Below are 16807 nucleotides of genomic sequence, written 5' to 3' on the forward strand. Positions count from 1 at the left end.
TTTTACAGGCCACAGCCCCGGCAGATCAAGCCTCCAGCCCCGCCCGCCTTACTCGCCGCTGCGGCAGGGAAACGCCTTGCCGAGCCCGAGGGAAATCGCGGTACTGGCGTTATAGCCGGCGGCGTTCGGATTCTCCGCGATGTATTTGCGCACCGCATCGGTCAACTGTTGCGAGCGCGCGTCCTGCGGCAGGCAGAAGTACTGCCCGACGCGCGGACCGGTAGTGCCGCCGATCGCATCGATGGTGTTGAAGACGCCGTCGGCGGCGCCTTCGATATAGGCGGCGCAGGCACTGCGTGACGCCACGTCCGTTTTCTCGCACAGCCTGTTGAGGTCGCCTCCCGTAAACGCGCTAGCCGTTAGCGGTACAGCAAGCGCGCTGGCGCAAATCAAAGCCCGCAGCATGGTGATCCTTCCAGGGTAATGATCGAGCGGTCTGATGCCGCATAGAAACGGCGCGCCCCAAAGCGCGCCGTAGCCGTTATTCTGCACTGTTTTCGCGGCATGCGAAGCACGCCGTCTGCCTTACTTCTGCTGCGTTTGCTGCATGCGCGCCGTCAGGCCTTCGACGACGTCCGGCTCCTTGTACTGCTTGGCGAAGTCGAGTGCGTTCATGCCGATCTGGTTCTTCACGTTCAGGTCCGCGCCGTTGTCGAGCAGCAGCTTCACGGTCGAAACATGGCCGCCGCGTGCCGCCATCATCAGCGGCGTGGTGCCGTTCGGCGAACCGGCGTCAACATAGGCCGAGTGGTCGAGCAGCAGCTTGACGATGTCGTCATGGCCATTGGCGGCCGCGTAGTGCAGCGGTGTCCAGCCCTTCTTGTTGACCTCGGCGTCCTTCGAGATCAGCAGTTGCACCATGTCCATGTCGCCGTTCAGCGCGGCCAGCATCATGGCGTTTTCGCCGGCCTTGTCGGTGATCTCGATGTTGGTCTTCGGATTGGCGACCAGCGCGGCCGCGACCTTCTCCGACTTTTCGCGGGCCGCGAGCACCAGCAGCGGCATGCCCTGGTCGTCGGTCAGATTCGGGTCCATGCCGTTGGCGATCTGCTTGTTGACCTCTTTCACGTCGTCGAACTTGACTGCCTTGATCATGGTGTCGGCGGGCGCGGCCTGCGCCGGCACGGCCGCGAATGCCGCGAATGTGGCAGCGCCGGCGAGTACGACGCGGGCGAGCCGAACCGCGCCGCGCCGCAGCGACGCCGGGCCTCGCGCGCGATCGGCTGCGGGCGCGGTGCGGTGCAACGAGGCGATTCCAGTGTGGATCTGAGTCAGGTATTTATTCATATATAGCTTTAGGAAACGTCCCTATCCTGTTGATAATATTCGATTTCAGGCTTCAGGCGCCGGCCGGCGCAGGAATCCTGAAGAGCCGGAAGAAGTTTTCTGTCGTGGCGGCGGCCAGCGCCGCATCCGGCATCTCGCGTTGTTGGGCGATGAAGCGTCCGACATAACTTACGAACGCAGGTTCATTCGGCTTGCCGCGATACGGCACCGGCGCGAGGTACGGCGAGTCGGTTTCGATCAGGAGACGCTCGAGAGGAACACGGCGTGCGACGTCCTGCACGTCGGTCGCGCTTTTGAAAGTGACGATGCCGGAGAGCGAAATGTAAAAATTCTGCGCCAACGCCTGTTCGGCGATCGCCCACGGCTCCGTGAAGCAGTGCATCACGCCACCGGGCTCGCCCGCGCGCTCCTCGGCCATGATCCGCAGCGTGTCTTCCGACGACGAGCGGGTATGGATGATGAGCGGCTTGCCCGTCGCGTGCGCGGCGCGGATGTGAGTGCGAAACCGCTCGCGCTGCCATTCCATGTCGGCGATCGTGCGGCCTTCGAGGCGGTAATAGTCGAGGCCCGTCTCGCCGATGGCGACCACCTTCGGATGCCGCGCCAGTTCGACCAGCTCGGCGACGCTCGGCTCCTCAGCGTCCTCGTGATCCGGATGCACGCCCACCGAGGCGTAGACGTTCTCATACGCCTCGGCGACGGCCAGCACCGACGGCAGGCTCTCCAGGTCGACCGACACGCACAGCGCATGCGTGACCGAATGGGTGCGCATGTTCTCGATGACCTGCGGCAGGCGCTCGGCGAGTCCTTCGAAGTTGATGTGACAGTGCGAGTCGACAAACATGGTGGTGTCCTGCGTTAAAACGGGTGGTGATTCAGGTGCCTTCAGGCGAGCGCGCCCGTCAGGCCGCCGCGTCGAGCCGCAGCCCGAGGATCAGCAGATCGCGCTCGACGCCGTCCAGCACCGCGACGCGCCGCAGCGTGCCCCATTCGCCGAAGCCGAAGCTCTGGAACAGCCGCAGGCTCGCTTCATTGTGGCCGAAAATGAAGCCCAGCACGGTGTCGATACCGAGTGCCGGCGCGGCGGCCAGCGCCGCTGTCAGCAACTGCTTGCCGAGGCCCTTGCCGCGCGCCGCTGCGTCGAGATAAATGCTGACCTCGGCAGTGCGCGAATACGCCGGGCGGCCGTAGAAATCCGAGAAACTCAGCCACGCGATCACCCGGCCCTCCGCTTCGACCACCCACAGCGGCCGTTTTTCCGGCCCGTGCGCGTGAAACCAGGCAAGCCGGCTTTCGACGCTCACCGGCTCCAGATCGGCCGTGACCTGGCGCGACGGCACCGTGGAGTTGTAAATGGCGACGATGGCGGGCAGGTCGTCGAGCGTGGCGTCACGGTAAGAAAGGCTCATGGCGGCTTTAAAGCGATCAGGGATCAATGGGAAGGTGTCAGCAGGTCTAAACGCGGCGCCGAACTCACGCAAACAGGTCGCGATAGCCGATAAACAGCTCCTCGAAGACCAGCCGTGCATTCAGCGGATGGTTTTCCACCGCGCGCTGGCGCGTCACGCTGCGCGAATAGCGGGCGAACGCGGCGGTGTCGGCCTGGGCGGCGCAGCGGGTAAGCGCCGCGCCGGCCTGCGGGAAATAGCGCGGCGTGCCGGCGGTGCGTTGCGCGAGCAGGTCGTACAGCCAGCGCTGCAGCCAGCCGAGCACCAGCGGCACCGGCAGCTTCTGCAAGGTCTCGGCGCAGGCAAACGCGTCGCACTGCGCGCCAGCGGCCAGTTGCTTGAGAGTCCAGTCACGCAGCGCGCGGTTTTCGTCGCTCGCCAGCGCCAGCGCGGTCAAGGGCGCGCCGCCCGCTTCGGCAAGCAGCGCCGGGGCATCGTCGACGCCTTGCGCGGCCAGCCACGGCGTGGCGACATCCGCGGCGGGCGCCGTCATGGGCCACTGCCGGCAGCGGCTGATAATGGTGGGCAGCAGACGGTCGATGCGCGCCGAGACCATCAGGAACACCACGCCCGCGGGCGGTTCTTCGAGCGTTTTCAGAAGCGCATTGGCGGCCGCGACGTTGAGCGCCTCGGCCGGCGCCAGCACCACGACGCGTGCACCGCCGCGATGCGAGCCCACGCCGCAAAAGTCCAGCAGCGCGCGCACCTGTTCGATCTTGATTTCCTTGCTGGGCGCGCGGGTCTTCTTGCCCTCGTCGGCGTCGGCTTTTTCGGCTTTATCGTCCGCGGCGGCATTAGCGAGGCCTGCCTCGGCGGCGAGCGCCTCAGGCACCACGATCCGGTAGTCCGGGTGGTTGCCCTGCACGAACCAGTTGCAGGCCGCGCAGGCGCCACACGGCTCGCCGTTGGCCTGCTGCGCCTCGCACAGCAGACCTTGCGCCAAATGCTGCGCAAAGCGCAGCTTGCCGATCCCCGCCTGCCCATGCAGCAGCAACGCATGCGGCCAGTGCCCACGCAGTTGTTGCAGACGGTTCCAGTCATCGGCTTGCCACGGATAAATCATTATTTCTCTTTTAATTCAATTGGTTGACGGCGTTTTCTCGCAAGTTACAAGAACTATTGATGCCGTCATAAGACGTCATTATATTCATTCAAAATCAAAGCGTTGAGATCAACTCTTCGAGTCTTTTCTGGATACTCGGAATGCTCTGCGAAGAGTCGATGATAGCGAACCGGTACGGCGCCTCTTCCGCGCGGCGCAGATATTCGGCGCGCGTGCGGGCAAAAAACGCATCCGATTCGCTCTCGAAGCGGTCCGGTTCGCGCGCCGAACTGCGCCGCTCGCTGGCGGTGTCCGGCGCCACGTCGAACAGCAGCGTCAGATCCGGCTGAAAACCGCCCTGCACCCAGCGCTCCAGCGCTTCGAGCTTGTCGCGCGGCAGGCCGCGGCCGCCGCCCTGGTAGGCAAAGGTCGCGTCGCTGAAACGGTCCGAGAGCACCCAGTCGCCGCGCGCCAGCGCCGGCTCGATCACCTCGGCCAGATGTTCCCGGCGTGCGGCGAACATCAGCAAGGCCTCGGTTTCGAGATCCATCTTCTGGTGCAGCAGGATTTCGCGCAGCGACTCGCCGAGCGCGGTGCCGCCCGGCTCGCGCGTCACGACGACCGAGCGGCCGCCCGACGCGATGTGCTGTTCGAGGCGCTCGCGAAACCACGCGAGATGGGTGGTCTTGCCCGCACCGTCAATGCCTTCGAACGTGATGAATTTGCCCCGCGCCATCATTGCCCTCGAATATATTTGTCGACGGCCTTGTTGTGATCGCCGAGAGTGTCAGAAAAAATGCTGCTGCCGTCGCCGCGCGACACGAAGTACAACGCGGTGGTCTGTGCCGGGTTCAGCGCCGCCTGTAGCGAGGCGACGCCCGGCAACGAAATTGGGGTTGGCGGTAGGCCCATTCGGGTATAGGTATTGTAGGGGGTGTCGGTCAGCAGATCGTGCTTGTGCAAATGCCCCGCGTAGCTGTCGCCCATGCCGTAGATCACCGTGGGATCGGTCTGCAGCGGCATGCCCGCGCGCAGCCGGTTGGCGAATACCGCGGCGACCATCGGCCGGTCCGACGCCTTGCCGGTTTCCTTTTCGATGATCGAAGCCATCGTCAACGCATCATAAGGCGTTTTGTACGGAAGGCCTGGCGCTCGTGCCAACCAGGCCTCATCGAGGCGCTCGCGCATCAGGTGATAGGCGCGGCGGTAGACGTCGAGATCGCTGGTGTTCTTGTCGAACAGATACGTGTCCGGGAAAAACAGCCCCTCGCCGTTGCCGATGGCCGCTTCCGGCGCGCCGATCGCCGTCAGCAGCGCGGCGTCGCTCATGCCGGCCGTGTCGTGCGTGAGCGCCGGATTGGTGTCGAGTTCGGCGCGCATGTGCTTGAAGGTCCAGCCTTCGATGATGGTCGCCACGTACTCGTTGACGTCGCCGCGCGCGAGTTTTTGCAGCACTTCGTAGGGCGTCACGCCGCTCTTGAACTCGTAGTTGCCCGATTTGAGCTGGCTTTGCAGCCCGAGCAGGCGCGTCATGATGACGAACAGTTCCGGTTCGACCGGCACGCCGCCACGATTGAGCTGCAGCGTGACGCTGCGCAGGCTGCTATGCGGTTTGACGGTGACGTCGAGCTGCGGAGGAGTCAGGCTGACGGGAGTGTTGGCCCAGTGATATCCGCCGACCACGGCGGCTGCGGCCAGCGCCACGACGATCGTGCTGGCAACGAGACATTTCTTCAGAAGGGACATGCGAAACATGGCTGGGGTGGACCCCATATAATACTTGCTTGCCCTAGCTAAAGTCAGAATTGACTGCTCAGTGAATCCATGAATGCACCGCTCGCTTCTGCTCCCGGCACCGCTTCCGGCGCCGCACCGGTCTCCTTGCCGCTCTTGCCGCGCCCCACGCGTGAGGAATTCGACGCCGTCACGGCAGGCGGCGCGTATATGCCGCTGACGCAATTCGGCATCATCGACGCGAACGGCGACGACGCGGCCAGCTTCCTGCACGGCCAGCTGACCAACGACACCCAGCATCTCGAAGCGGCCACGGCGCGTCTGTCCGGTTACTGTTCGGCCAAGGGGCGCCTGCTGGCGTCGTTTCTGAGCTGGCGCAGCGGCGAGACGATCCGGCTGCTGGTGTCGAAGGATGTCCAGGCCGCGGTGCAAAAGCGTCTGTCGATGTTCGTACTGCGCGCCAAGGCGAAGCTCACGGACGCCAGCGCCGAACTCGCCGTGGTGGGTCTGGCAGGCGACGTGCGCAAGGCGCTCTCGGGCGTATTCGACGCCGTGCCGGACGGCGTGCATGTCAAGGTCGACGGCCCGGCGGGCGCGCTGATCCGCGTGCCGGACGCGCTCGGACGCCTGCGATATCTGTGGATCGGGCCGAAAGCCGAGGTCGAAGCCCGTCTGCCGGTGCTGGAGGGCAAGCTCACGCGCGCTTCGGCGGCCGTGTGGGACTGGCTCGACATTCGCGCGGGCGAGCCGCGCATCACCCAGCCGGTGGTCGAGCAGTTCGTGCCGCAGATGGTCAACTTCGACGTGCTCGGCGGCGTGAACTTCCGCAAGGGCTGCTATCCGGGCCAGGAAGTGGTCGCGCGCAGCCAGTATCGCGGCACCATCAAGCGGCGCACCTCGCTTGCGAACGTGGCCGGCGAACTGGACACGGTGGTGGCGGGAACGGAGGTGTTCCACTCCGACGACCCCGGCCAGCCGTGCGGAATGGTCGTCAATGCAGCCTCGGCGCCCGATGGCGGCGTGGATGTGCTGGTGGAGGTCAAGCTCGCGGCCCTGGAAAGCGGCACGGTTCATCTGGGCTCGGCTGAAGGGCCGCCATTGACCTTCCTGCCGTTGCCGTACACGCTGCCCGCCGAGGTTTGAGGCGGTCTGACAAGGCAGTGGCAACTGCGGCCGCCGCGTACCCCACGCTCCACCCTCCACCCTCCACTGCGGGAGACCTGCCCCGATGTGCCTGATCGTGTTCGACTGGCGGCCCGACGCGGTCGACGGCCCGCTCTTCACGCTTGCCGCCAACCGCGACGAATTTCTGCGCCGCACGGCCGAGCCGATGCATTGGTGGCCGCAAGCCCCGGCTCTGCTGGCCGGCCGCGATCTGGTGGGCGGCGGAACGTGGCTCGGCATGACGCGCGACGGCCGTTTCGCCGCGCTGACGAACTACCGGGCGCCGCACGAAATGCGTCCCGATGCGCCCACGCGCGGCACGCTGGTGAGCAACTGGCTGCTCGGCGAACCATCCGCTGACCTGACGCCGCTCGACTACCTGGAGCAGGTCGCGCAAGACGGCGAAATCTATAACGGCTTCAATCTGCTGGTGGGCGACTGGTCGCGTCGTGAGCTCGGCTGGTATTGCAACCGCTCGCCGGTCGGGCCTGCCTTGCTCGAAGCCGGCACGCACGGCATCTCCAATGCCGTGCTCGATACGCCCTGGCCCAAGCTCGTGCGCAAACGCGCGGAGTTGGGGGCGCTGCTTGCCGCCGATCCGCTGGCGCCGCTCGAACGGTTGATCGACCTGATGCGCGATCCGCGCATCGCCCGCGACGACCAATTGCCGTCGACCGGCATTCCGCTCGAACGCGAACGGGCGTTGTCGGCGGCGTTCATCGAGTCGCCGGAATATGGCACACGCGGCACCACCGCTTTGCGGGTCGTGGCGACCGGCACGCACGGCGAGCATCTCAGCGCCGCCGTCGCCGAACGCAGCGACGACAACGGCTCGCATCGCGTGGTCCGTCCGGGCGACTTCGCGCGCAGTTTCGCCTTCAATATCGAACGCTAATGTGGGCTGCGGCGTTCAGTCGGGGGCGAGCCCGAAGGCGGCGCGCAACGCGGCCGCCGCATCCGCATGGGCCTGCGCGACCTCGGCCACATAGCCGCCCATCTTGAAGAATTCGTGGATCATGCCCGCGTAGCACGTGAAGGTGACCTGGTTGCCCGCCGCGCGCAGCTTGTCGGCGTAAGCCGCGCCTTCGTCGCTCAGCGGATCGTATTGCGCCGTCGCAATCCACGCCGGCGCGACGCCGGCAAACGACGGCGCGCCGCGCGTGCCGTCGAGCGGTGCGAAGCGCCAGTCGTCGCGATCGCCCGGTTCGCGGATGTATTGCCCGAAAAACCACTGGATAGTTTCCGCCGTGAGCAGATAGCCCTCGACGAGCCGCGCATGCGATTCGGTCTGTTGATGCCCGGTCGTGCCCGGGTAGATCAGCAACTGCAAGGCCAGTTTCGGCAGACCGGCATCGCGCGCCAGCACCGCGCAGACCGTGGCGAGTGTGCCGCCCGCGCTGTCGCCGCCGACCGCGATGCGCTGCGCATCGACGCCATAGAGCGCGGCATTGGCGTGCAGCCAGCTCAAGGCGTCGAACGCGTCGTTCACGGCGGTGGGGAATGGGTGCTCCGGCGCCAGCCGGTAATCGACTGACAAAACCACGCATTGCGCGTCGCGCGCGAACATCCGGCACAGCGCGTCGTGCGTATCCACGCTGCCGACCGTAAAGCCGCCGCCGTGGTAGTACACCAGCGCCGGCGCGGGCTCCGCCCAGCTCGGTTCGACCGGTTGATAAAGCCGCGCGCGGATCGTCGCGCCGTCGCGCGTGGGGACGGCGAGGTCCTCGGCGGCGAACATCGGCGCGGCCGCAATCTCCAGAATCGGCGCGCTCTTCTCGTAAGCGGCGCGTGCCTGCTGGGCGGTGAGGCTGGGGTACGGCCGGCGCTTCGCCCGCGCGATCATGTCGAGCACCTGCCCGATCGTCGGATTCAGCGTCATCGTGCGTCAGACTCGCCCTTCACCTCCGGCTTCAGCGAAAGCGGATCGGTCGGATTGCGCTGCTGCTCGATGTCCTCATGACGCAGATGCACGGTCGGCATGATCGCCGGGTGCGTGATGATGTAGAAGCGCCCTGCTTCGATGGCCGCGAAAGTCAGCTCGGCGACGTCCTGCGCGCTCAGCTTGCCCGACTGCACCGCGCGCTGCAATTGCTTGCCGGCGGCGAGTTGCGAACGGGTGGGCGCGACCTCATTGCGTAGCGTCGCGGGACGCCCGCGCTCGGCGTTGGCGATGCCGGTCGGCACGAACGCCGGGCACAGCAGCGAGCATCCCACCTGCGCGCCGGCCGTCTGCAAGTCGTGATAGAGCGTCTCTGTCAGCGAGACGACGGCATGCTTGGAGGCGTTGTAGATGCCCATTGCCTGCGGCGACAGCAGCCCCGCCACTGAAGCCGTATTGACTATATGAGCCGGTTCGTTCTGCCGCAGCATGATGGGCGTGAAGACGCGCACGCCGTGGGCGACGCCCATCACGTTGACGCCGAAAACCCATTCCCAGTCGTTCGCGGTGTTTTCCCACAGGAAGCCACCGGCGCCGACGCCCGCATTGTTGAACAGTAGATGGATCTTGCCGAACGCGTCGAGCGCCGCCAGCGCGAGGGCTTCGACCTGGCTCGACTGCGCGACGTCGGTCGGCACGCCGATCACATCGGCGCCCGCCGCGCGCAAGGCCTCGACGGTTTGCGCGAGCGCGTCGCCGTCGACGTCGGCCAGCACCAGCTTCATGCCGAGCGCCGCGCCTTTGTCTGCAAACGCGCGGCCGAAACCGCTCGCCGCGCCGGTGATCACCGCCACTTTCCCTTCAAACTGAAACATCAGGTTTCTCCTGTCGCATGCAACGGTGTTGCCGGTCATGGGTTTTCAAAACGCACATACAACCCGCGCCGCGCACCGTCAAATCAGCTTGACGAGTTGCTTGCCGAAATTCTTGCCTTTGAGCAAACCGATAAACGCCTCGGGCGCGTTTTCGAGCCCCTGCGCGATGCTTTCCCGATACTGCAGTTTCTTTTGCGCGACTAGCGTGCCGAGTTGCGTGAGCGCTTCGGGCCACACGTCCGGATGTTCGCTGACGATAAAACCCTGCACCAGCAGGCGCTGCGTGAGCAGCAACGCGGGATGTTTGAGCGGCAACGGCGTGCCATCGTAACTGGAGATCATGCCGCACAGGGCGATGCGGCCAAACGCGTTCATGCGCGCAAGCACCGCGTCGAGCACTTCGCCGCCGACGTTTTCGAAGTAGCCATCCACGCCCTGCGGTGTCACGGCCTTGAGGTCCTTATACAGATTGCCGGCCTTGTAGTCGACACAGGCGTCGAAGCCGAGCGTCTCGACCACGTAGCGGCACTTGTCCGCGCCACCGGCGATGCCGATTGCCCGCGCGCCCGCCAGCTTCGCCAGTTGCCCGACCACGCTGCCGACCGCCCCGCTCGCCGCGCTCACCACCACCGTCTCGCCGGCCTTCGGCGCGATGATCCGGTTCAGCCCGTACCAGCCGGTGACGCCGGGCATCCCCACCGAGCCGAGGTAGGCGGACAGCGGCACATGGGTATCGTCGACCTTGCGCACGCCCGTGCCGTCGGAGACGCCGTATTCCTGCCAGCCGAACATGGCCACGACCTTGTCGCCCAGCGCGAATTTCGGATGCTTCGACTCCACGACTTCGCCGACTGTGCCGCCGATCATCACTTCATCGAGCGGCTGCGGCGGCGCGTAGGATTTGGCGTCGTCCATCCTGCCGCGCATGTAGGGATCGAGCGACAGATAGTGATTGCGCACGCGAAACTGACCGTCCGCGAGCGGCGCCAGCGGCGCTTCGACGAGCCTGAAATTGTCCGGCGTGGCCGCGCCTTGCGGACGGGATGCGAGCACGAACTGGCGGTTGATCTGGGTCATGGCAATCGTCTCCGTATTGTTTGGTTTGGGTGATGCAGGACAACCGTGCATAAGCGGTGCGACGCGCACGGCGGCGCGTCAGGCCGCCTGACCTGATCGTCTTAGCCGTCGCTAGGACCGGGTTTGGCGGACGGGTCGCTGCGCAGACGCTGATGCGTCACGTCGCGGCCCACGGCAAGACGCCGCACGTATTTGAAAGTGCCGAGCGCCTTCGCGACGAAATGCCCTTCGCTGTCGCGGATTTCGCCTTCGCAATAGGCCATGGTGGTCGAACGATGCAGCACGCGCGCGGACGCGCGTAACTCGCCACGCCCCGGCTGCATGAAGTTGACTTTCATTTCCACCGTGACCACGCCGACGCCATCGCCCGCGAGACTGCGGGCGGCCATCGCCAGCGCGACGTCCGCGAGCGTCATCGTGACGCCGCCATGGGCAACTGCCCACGTGTTCATGTGGTCCGCGGCGAGCGGCAGGACGACTTCGCTAACGCCGTCCGCCGCGCTGATCAGTTGCACGCCGAGGTGGTCGACGAAGGGACTTTCGAGGACCGCCAGCGCGTTGGGGGCGACGGCGGGGACGTCCGGCTGGGCGGACCCTTCCTTTTGCGAATCAGTCATTGCGGTGGGTCAGACGAGGTAATCGACGCAATCGCGCGCGTCCCGCACGGCCACGACGAAACTCTTCAGCGCCAGATGCGTCGGGTGAACCTGATAGGCATCGAGCGCGGCCTTGTCTTCGAAGTCGGAGACCAGCACGACGTCATAGGTGGATTCGAGTCCTTCCGCGGCGATGCCCACTTCGAGGTGCCGGATGCCGGGGACGATGTCGCGGCATGCTTCGAGCTTTTCCTTGAGCTTGACAGCGTTTTCCGCGCGCGAAGCGCCTTCCGCCGATTCCTTCAACTTCCACATCACGATATGTCGAATCACGCTATTCACCTTCGTTAGTTTGTCTGCACGCGCGCTCATGCGCGAGCGAATCCATGGACAGGTTCATACGATAACCGATCGCAGCAGCGTCCGTGCTCAACTCTCGCCTCGCAAGACAGCGACGCGGCAAGCAGGATGATAAACCCGCGCTCCCGCGCACCAAAACGCAAGCGCATTCGCGCCGCCTTTGATACGCTCACGGCTGCCTGACCCGCCGCCTGCAAAGAGTGCGCAATCCTGTAAAAATCGCTGTGAACATCCCCACGAATATCACCATGAATATCGCCATCGAGGACCCCGCCCAGCCCGACATCATTGTCCTGCTCGAACACGGCGACGCCGAAGCCGCACGGCTCTATCCGGCCGAGAGCAATCACCTGTTGCCGCTCGATTCGTTGCGCGAGGCGAATGTGCTGTTCCACGTCGCACGCGATGCAGCCGGCGCGGCGCTGGCCACGGGCGCGGTGGTCCTGAAAGGCGATTGGGCGGAGCTCAAGCGGATGTGGGTGGAACCGCAGGCGCGTGGCCAGGGGCTCTCCAAGGCCATCCTCACCCAGCTGGAACGGCAGGCCCGCGCTCATGGCGTGCGCTGGTTGCGGCTTGAGACCGGCGTCGACAGCCATTCGGCGCTCGGTCTTTATGGGCGTGCGGGCTTCGTGGTTCGCGAGCCGTTCGCGGATTACCAGCCAGATCCGTTGAGTGTTTTTATGGAGAAGGATCTGGCTGCGGTGGCGAGCGCCTCGGTGTAGTTGCGGCGCCCGGCCAATGCCGCCAGATTCGTGTCGCGGTCGCCTACCAGGTTCTCGACCGTGGGGAACAGGCCGGGATTGCGCAGACCATTCAAGCTCGTCGGCCGACGCGCTCAGCGCCCGAGAAACACATCGCGGTAAGCGCCGTAGATCGACAGCAGCGGCACGGCGGTCAGGAGCGGCGTCAGCACCAGCGCGCGCACGGCCAGCGGGACCATCGGGACGAACAGCACGGCGACGGTCATGGCGGCAAAGTACATCAGCGTCACCGGCCAGTTGCGGGCCGCGCCGCTCAGGCTCGCGAGCATCGCGTCATGCGGGGTCATGTCGTGCAGCACCACCAGCGCCGGAGCGAAGCAGGCCGAGGCCAGCGCGACCGCGAAAATCGACGCGCCCAGCAGCGATTCGAGCGCGCCGCGCACGCCGTGATCGCCGCCGTAGCCGATCGACAGATAATGCACGCCGCTTGCCGTGACCGACGCATCCAGCGACACATGAAACGTGGCCAGCAGGATCACATAACCCACCGCGACGATCGCCGCGCCGTACAGCCCGATCACGCACAGCGCGTTACTGCGCCGCGCCAGCGCCGCGAACGCCTCGCGCAGCGTCACCGGCTCGTTGCGGGTAGCGCCATCCTGAATCACCATCAGGCCGCCCACCACGAGCGGCGCCAGCAGCACGGCGAGCGGACGCAGCAACGGCAGGAAACCCAGGGCGGTCGCGAAATCGGCACATACCAGCAACACGGTCAGCCACAGCACCGGCTGGATGCCGGCGGCCCGCAAGCCGCTCATCAGCCAGTCGGCGACTCGCAGGGGATTAACTTCCCTGCCGCCGGGAAAAGGCAGTGCCGGCACATGATGGAGACGGGTTTCCTTGGAAACATGGCTCGGATAATCGATGTTCATGACGATTTCCTCTATCAAAACTGAAAGTGGTTGTACGTACTACTAAGGATTAGGCTATCCGGTACTTTGCCGTTCAGGCATTTCCCGTACTTCTTTCAGGACGTCTGCTGGCGCTCGAGGCTCGCCGAGACGACGTCGATTTGCCGCTTCACGTAGCGCGTCACGACGCGCCAGGTAATCCGTGTCAGCCAGATGCACAGCGCGAGGCCGATCAAACCAATCGGCAGCATCACGATGGCATAGGTGTATTCGCTGTCCGACGCCGCCACGCGAATCACGTCGTGGCCGTCGTTGATGGCAATCTTGCCGTCGCCGATATCCACCGTGTTCTGACCGCTTTGCGCCGTGACGTGGTCGGTCTTGCCGTGTTCATCCTGTTCCAGCTTGACGTTGTCGCCGTCGTCGCTGGAGATGTCCCAGACGCCCGACTTGGGGTCGCTGCTGGAACGCACAAACGATACTTTCTCGTCGTCGTCCTTCAACTCCAGGGTCTGCACGTCGTCGCGGGCGATGCTCCACTGGCCGTCCGCGTCTCGCGTCAACAGATGGCGTGCTTCCTCCGACGAACTCTCGAACCTGACGTTGTCACCGTCCTTGCGAATTTCGATGGCGCCGGCGCGCGTCACCAGTTCCAGCCTGCTGTCATCCTGCAACGTGAAGACGAAGCGGCCGCCGACGATCTTCAGGCTCTTCAGGTTACCGGGCGTCTCGTCGTCGCTATCGCTGCTGTCGCTCGCCTCTTTCGCGTCGGACGCCCCGCCGGTGACAGCCTTGGCTTGCTGGCCGATGCTGCTGCCCAGCAGATTGAACGACACCGGACCGTGCCCCGGCTTGCCGAAAAAGTGATGACCGCTCAAGGCGACCACGCCGACCAGCCCGGCGATCGTCAGCGCCACGGAAACCGCGTAGCCGGCGGTGAGGATCACCAGGTAAAGCATGAACGGCACCAGCAGCAGGACGTTCAGCAGGCCGAGCCCGGAGATCGACATGATCACGCGAATCAGGTTGCCGAACGACCGGCGGTCTTGCCACTGACGATAGTTCGCCTGCGCCTTCAGTTCGCGGGCGAGCTTGACCGGGTCGCCCAACGCCGCGATCACCTCTTCCTCGCGCCGCCCGGCAGCGAGCGCGTCGCCAATGTACTCGCGATAGTCTGCAATGATTTCATCGACCGCCTGCTTGGGCAGACTGCTCAATTCCCGTTGCAGCGTTTCAATGAATACGTCCTGCTTCATGGGTTTTCCCCTGGGTTTGTTTTTACGCCGGGTTGTTCCAGCACGCCGTTGACCTCATCCACGAAACTGCGCCACTCCTCTTCCATCTCCAGCAGGCTGCGACGGCCCGTGCCCGTCAATGAATAGTATTTGCGCGGCGGGCCGGAGTTCGACTCCACGAGGTAGGTCGACACCCAGGCCTCGGCCTGCAGCCGGCGCATCAAAGGGTAGATCGTGCCTTCGCTGATTTCCATGGTCTCGGCGAGGGTCGACACCAACTCGTATGCGTAGCTGTCCCCACGAGCCAGGACGGCCAGCACGCACATATCGAGCGTTCCTTTTTTTAACTGCGTTTTCATCTAAATCCACGTATGTAGTGTGCGGTGCAAGGTACTGTGCTATGCACTGTCACCGGACGGACTGATGGCCTCGGTGACCATGGTTGAACTGTAGCAGGGCCTACTGTTTTATGCAAGGTACCGTTCTATACATATCTCCGTGGCGCGGAATCAAGCACGATCCCAGGCGATCGGCCCGCGAATCAAAGGTTGCCCAGCGCCTCGATGGTCGCGTCCAGCAAGGCCCGCAGACGCGCCACGCGGCGCAGGTCGCGGTGATAGCCGAACCAGACGTCGCGGCCCGGCGGCGTCTCGCCCAGATCGATGCGCCGCAGTCCGGCGGTCGCGTCGCCGAGCAGACACGGCAGCACCGCGAAGCCGACGCCCTCGGCGCACATGCGCGCCTGGGCGCCGCGGTTGTTGCTGCTGAAGGCGACGCGCGCGTTCGGCAGCATGCGCCTGACCCATGCCACGTCGGGAAGCGTACCGAACGCGCTGTCCATGGTGATCAGCGTATGGCCCTCGCCGTCCCCGGCTTGCGGGGCCACCCGATCCTGGCGGGCATACAACGCGTAATCCATATGCATCAGTTTGCGCTGGATCACGTCGGCTTCGTCGAAAGGCGTGATGCGAAACACCAGATCCGCCTCGCGCCGGGCCAGGTTGTAGCGGCGCGAATCGGTCACCAGTTCGATGGACACGCCCCGTTGCTGTGCCAGAAAACGCGCGAAAACCGGCGTCAAAACGTGAATGCCGAACCAGTCCGATGACGACACGCGCAGCAGGCCCGTCAATTGGGCGTCCTTGCCGGCCAGCGCCCGCGTGAAACCCAGCGCTTCCTCTTCCATGCGTTCGGCGTAGGCCAGCACCGCCGCGCCCTCGTCGGTGAGGACGAAACCGTCGCGGGTGCGCTGGAACAGCGCGTTGCCCGTCGCCTCTTCCAGCGCGCGCAGGCGCCGGCCCATGGTCGGCTGGGTCTGGCCGGTTTGCCGCGCGGCCGCGCCGAGGGTGCCGCAGCGGGCAATCGCGAGGAATACGCGCACGTCGCTCCAATCCAGTTCGCTTCCAGTCATTTTTGTTTGGCAATCATGCAGCAACGTTGATTTACATGCTTTTTCGCATGATCGAGTATGGACGTATCGCAACACCAGTTCAACCGGAAAGGAAATCGCCATGTCCATGCAGGCCCTCGTTCTCAACCGTTATCACGGCCCGCTCGAATTGACCGAACTGTCGCGGCCGCAGCCGTCGCCGGGACAGGTGCTGGTACGGATCGCCGCCAGCGGCCTGAATCCGCTCGACACCAAAATCCGCGCCGGCAGCGCCGAGCACGCCAGGCATCCGCTGCCGCTGATATTGGGAATCGACATGGCGGGCGTCGTCGAAGCGGTTGGGCCTGGTGTGACGGCGTTCAAGGCCGGCGACGAGGTGTACGGCATGACCGGCGGCGTGAGCGGCATCCAGGGTTCGCTCGCGCAGTACGCCGCCGTCGACGCCGACCTGCTCGCGCTCAAGCCCGCCAATCTGTCGATGCGTGAGGCCGCCGCCCTGCCGCTCGCCTTCATCACGGCTTACGCAGGCATCGTGGATCGGGCGCGGCTGACGGCCGGACAGACCGTGCTGGTCCAGGGCGGGGCGGGCGGCGTAGGACACGTCGCCGTGCAACTGGCAGCCGCCTTGGGCGCCAAGGTGTTCGCCACGGCGAGCACGCGCGATCTGGAATTCGTGGCGAGTCTCGGCGCGACGCCGCTCGACTATCGCGGACAAACCGTCGCGCAATATGTGGCCGCGGCGACGGAGGGCAAAGGCTTCGAACTGGTGGTGGACACCGTGGGCGGCGCGACGCTCGACGCGTCGTTCGCGGCGGTCAGGCATTTCGGCCACGTGGTGAGCGCGCTGGGTTGGGGTACGCATGCGCTCGCGCCGCTGTCGTTTCGCGAAGCGAGCTACTCGGGCGTGTTCACGCTCTACCCGCTTCTCAGCGGCGAGCATCGTGCTCACCACGGTTTCATGCTGCGCGAAGCCACGCGTCTCGTGGAATCAGGCAAGCTGCAGCCGCGCCTAGACCCGCGCCGTTTCGATTTCGGTTCAGTCGAGCTTGCCTACGAAGTCATCACGAGCGGCACGGCGCGCGGCAAAGTGGTGGTGGACGTGGCCTGA

Annotated in this window: 20 protein-coding genes; 4 read left to right on the top strand and 16 right to left on the bottom strand. The window is 65.1% G+C overall.

Features of this window, described 5'->3' with window-relative positions:
- Positions 1 to 48 precede the first annotated feature (48 nt).
- The 7 genes from FQ755_RS09845 to mltG form a co-directional block, all read right to left on the bottom strand.
- Positions 49 to 405, bottom strand: a complete 357-nt coding sequence (locus FQ755_RS09845) for a Rap1a/Tai family immunity protein (RefSeq protein WP_144153567.1) — start codon at positions 403 to 405, stop codon at positions 49 to 51.
- A 120-nt stretch (positions 406 to 525) separates the two neighbouring features.
- Entirely contained in the window at positions 526 to 1287 is a 762-nt protein-coding gene (locus FQ755_RS09850; protein WP_144153569.1) for an ankyrin repeat domain-containing protein, read from the bottom strand.
- A 52-nt stretch (positions 1288 to 1339) separates the two neighbouring features.
- Positions 1340 to 2131, bottom strand: a complete 792-nt coding sequence (locus FQ755_RS09855; protein WP_144153571.1) for a TatD family hydrolase — start codon at positions 2129 to 2131, stop codon at positions 1340 to 1342.
- Positions 2132 to 2189: 58 nt separating this feature from the next.
- The gene (locus FQ755_RS09860; protein WP_144153573.1) at positions 2190 to 2696 is read right to left on the bottom strand and encodes a GNAT family N-acetyltransferase; all 507 of its coding nucleotides are present in this window, start codon (positions 2694 to 2696) and stop codon (positions 2190 to 2192) included.
- A 64-nt stretch (positions 2697 to 2760) separates the two neighbouring features.
- Positions 2761 to 3798 carry a DNA polymerase III subunit delta' gene (locus FQ755_RS09865; RefSeq protein ID WP_144153574.1) on the bottom strand — a complete coding sequence of 346 codons (1038 nt, stop codon included), beginning with the start codon at positions 3796 to 3798 and terminating at the stop codon, positions 2761 to 2763.
- Between the two features lie 94 nt (positions 3799 to 3892).
- Positions 3893 to 4513: a dTMP kinase gene (gene tmk / locus FQ755_RS09870; protein WP_144154617.1), complete on the bottom strand. Its 621-nt coding sequence runs from the start codon at positions 4511 to 4513 to the stop codon at positions 3893 to 3895.
- The gene (gene mltG, locus FQ755_RS09875; RefSeq protein WP_144153576.1) at positions 4513 to 5523 is read right to left on the bottom strand and encodes an endolytic transglycosylase MltG; all 1011 of its coding nucleotides are present in this window, start codon (positions 5521 to 5523) and stop codon (positions 4513 to 4515) included. Before mltG ends, tmk begins: the two co-directional genes overlap by 1 nt.
- 78 nt (positions 5524 to 5601) lie before the next feature.
- On the opposite strand from mltG, the gene FQ755_RS09880 reads away from it, so the two are divergent.
- The gene (locus FQ755_RS09880) at positions 5602 to 6654 is read left to right on the top strand and encodes a YgfZ/GcvT domain-containing protein (protein ID WP_144153578.1); all 1053 of its coding nucleotides are present in this window, start codon (positions 5602 to 5604) and stop codon (positions 6652 to 6654) included.
- An 85-nt stretch (positions 6655 to 6739) separates the two neighbouring features.
- Positions 6740 to 7570 (top strand): NRDE family protein, encoded by an 831-nt coding sequence (locus tag FQ755_RS09885; protein ID WP_144153580.1) that lies wholly within the window; start codon positions 6740 to 6742, stop codon positions 7568 to 7570.
- 15 nt (positions 7571 to 7585) lie between these two features.
- On the opposite strand, the gene FQ755_RS09890 is transcribed toward FQ755_RS09885, so the two are convergent.
- The 5 genes from FQ755_RS09890 to FQ755_RS09910 all read right to left on the bottom strand — a co-directional run bounded on the left by FQ755_RS09890 (position 7586) and on the right by FQ755_RS09910 (position 11435).
- A complete protein-coding gene (locus FQ755_RS09890; RefSeq protein WP_144153582.1) occupies positions 7586 to 8554 on the bottom strand; it encodes an alpha/beta hydrolase in 969 nt (322 codons plus the stop codon).
- Positions 8551 to 9429 (bottom strand): SDR family oxidoreductase, encoded by an 879-nt coding sequence (locus FQ755_RS09895; RefSeq protein WP_144153584.1) that lies wholly within the window; start codon positions 9427 to 9429, stop codon positions 8551 to 8553. The genes FQ755_RS09890 and FQ755_RS09895 overlap by 4 nt, the downstream gene beginning before the upstream one ends.
- Positions 9430 to 9507: 78 nt before the next feature.
- Positions 9508 to 10506, bottom strand: coding sequence for an NADP-dependent oxidoreductase (locus tag FQ755_RS09900; RefSeq protein ID WP_144153586.1), 999 nt, complete (start codon positions 10504 to 10506; stop codon positions 9508 to 9510).
- A gap of 101 nt (positions 10507 to 10607) precedes the next feature.
- Positions 10608 to 11123: a PaaI family thioesterase gene (locus tag FQ755_RS09905; RefSeq protein ID WP_260858473.1), complete on the bottom strand. Its 516-nt coding sequence runs from the start codon at positions 11121 to 11123 to the stop codon at positions 10608 to 10610.
- Between the two features lie 9 nt (positions 11124 to 11132).
- Complete coding sequence (locus FQ755_RS09910; RefSeq protein WP_144154620.1) at positions 11133 to 11435, bottom strand: Dabb family protein; 303 nt, start codon at positions 11433 to 11435, stop codon at positions 11133 to 11135.
- 275 nt (positions 11436 to 11710) lie between these two features.
- Here FQ755_RS09910 and FQ755_RS09915 point away from each other — a divergent pair, with 275 nt between their 5' ends.
- Complete coding sequence (locus FQ755_RS09915; protein ID WP_144153588.1) at positions 11711 to 12184, top strand: GNAT family N-acetyltransferase; 474 nt, start codon at positions 11711 to 11713, stop codon at positions 12182 to 12184.
- 113 nt (positions 12185 to 12297) lie between these two features.
- Here FQ755_RS09915 and FQ755_RS09920 read toward each other — a convergent pair whose 3' ends face one another.
- From FQ755_RS09920 to FQ755_RS09935, 4 genes are all read right to left on the bottom strand, one after another.
- On the bottom strand, positions 12298 to 13095 hold the full coding sequence (locus FQ755_RS09920) for a BPSS1780 family membrane protein (RefSeq protein WP_144153590.1): 798 nt from the start codon (positions 13093 to 13095) through the stop codon (positions 12298 to 12300).
- Positions 13096 to 13190: 95 nt separating this feature from the next.
- Positions 13191 to 14330 (bottom strand): DUF1700 domain-containing protein, encoded by a 1140-nt coding sequence (locus FQ755_RS09925; RefSeq protein ID WP_144153592.1) that lies wholly within the window; start codon positions 14328 to 14330, stop codon positions 13191 to 13193.
- Positions 14327 to 14668, bottom strand: a complete 342-nt coding sequence (locus tag FQ755_RS09930; RefSeq protein WP_144153594.1) for a PadR family transcriptional regulator — start codon at positions 14666 to 14668, stop codon at positions 14327 to 14329. The genes FQ755_RS09925 and FQ755_RS09930 overlap by 4 nt, the downstream gene beginning before the upstream one ends.
- A gap of 182 nt (positions 14669 to 14850) precedes the next feature.
- Positions 14851 to 15720 carry a LysR family transcriptional regulator gene (locus tag FQ755_RS09935; RefSeq protein WP_144153596.1) on the bottom strand — a complete coding sequence of 290 codons (870 nt, stop codon included), beginning with the start codon at positions 15718 to 15720 and terminating at the stop codon, positions 14851 to 14853.
- A 100-nt stretch (positions 15721 to 15820) separates the two neighbouring features.
- Here FQ755_RS09935 and FQ755_RS09940 point away from each other — a divergent pair, with 100 nt between their 5' ends.
- On the top strand, positions 15821 to 16807 hold the full coding sequence (locus tag FQ755_RS09940) for a zinc-dependent alcohol dehydrogenase family protein (RefSeq protein WP_144153598.1): 987 nt from the start codon (positions 15821 to 15823) through the stop codon (positions 16805 to 16807).

Origin of the sequence: Paraburkholderia sp. BCC1885 (genome assembly GCF_900996235.1) — a bacterium.
In the GTDB taxonomy this organism is placed as follows: Bacteria; Pseudomonadota; Gammaproteobacteria; order Burkholderiales; family Burkholderiaceae; genus Paraburkholderia.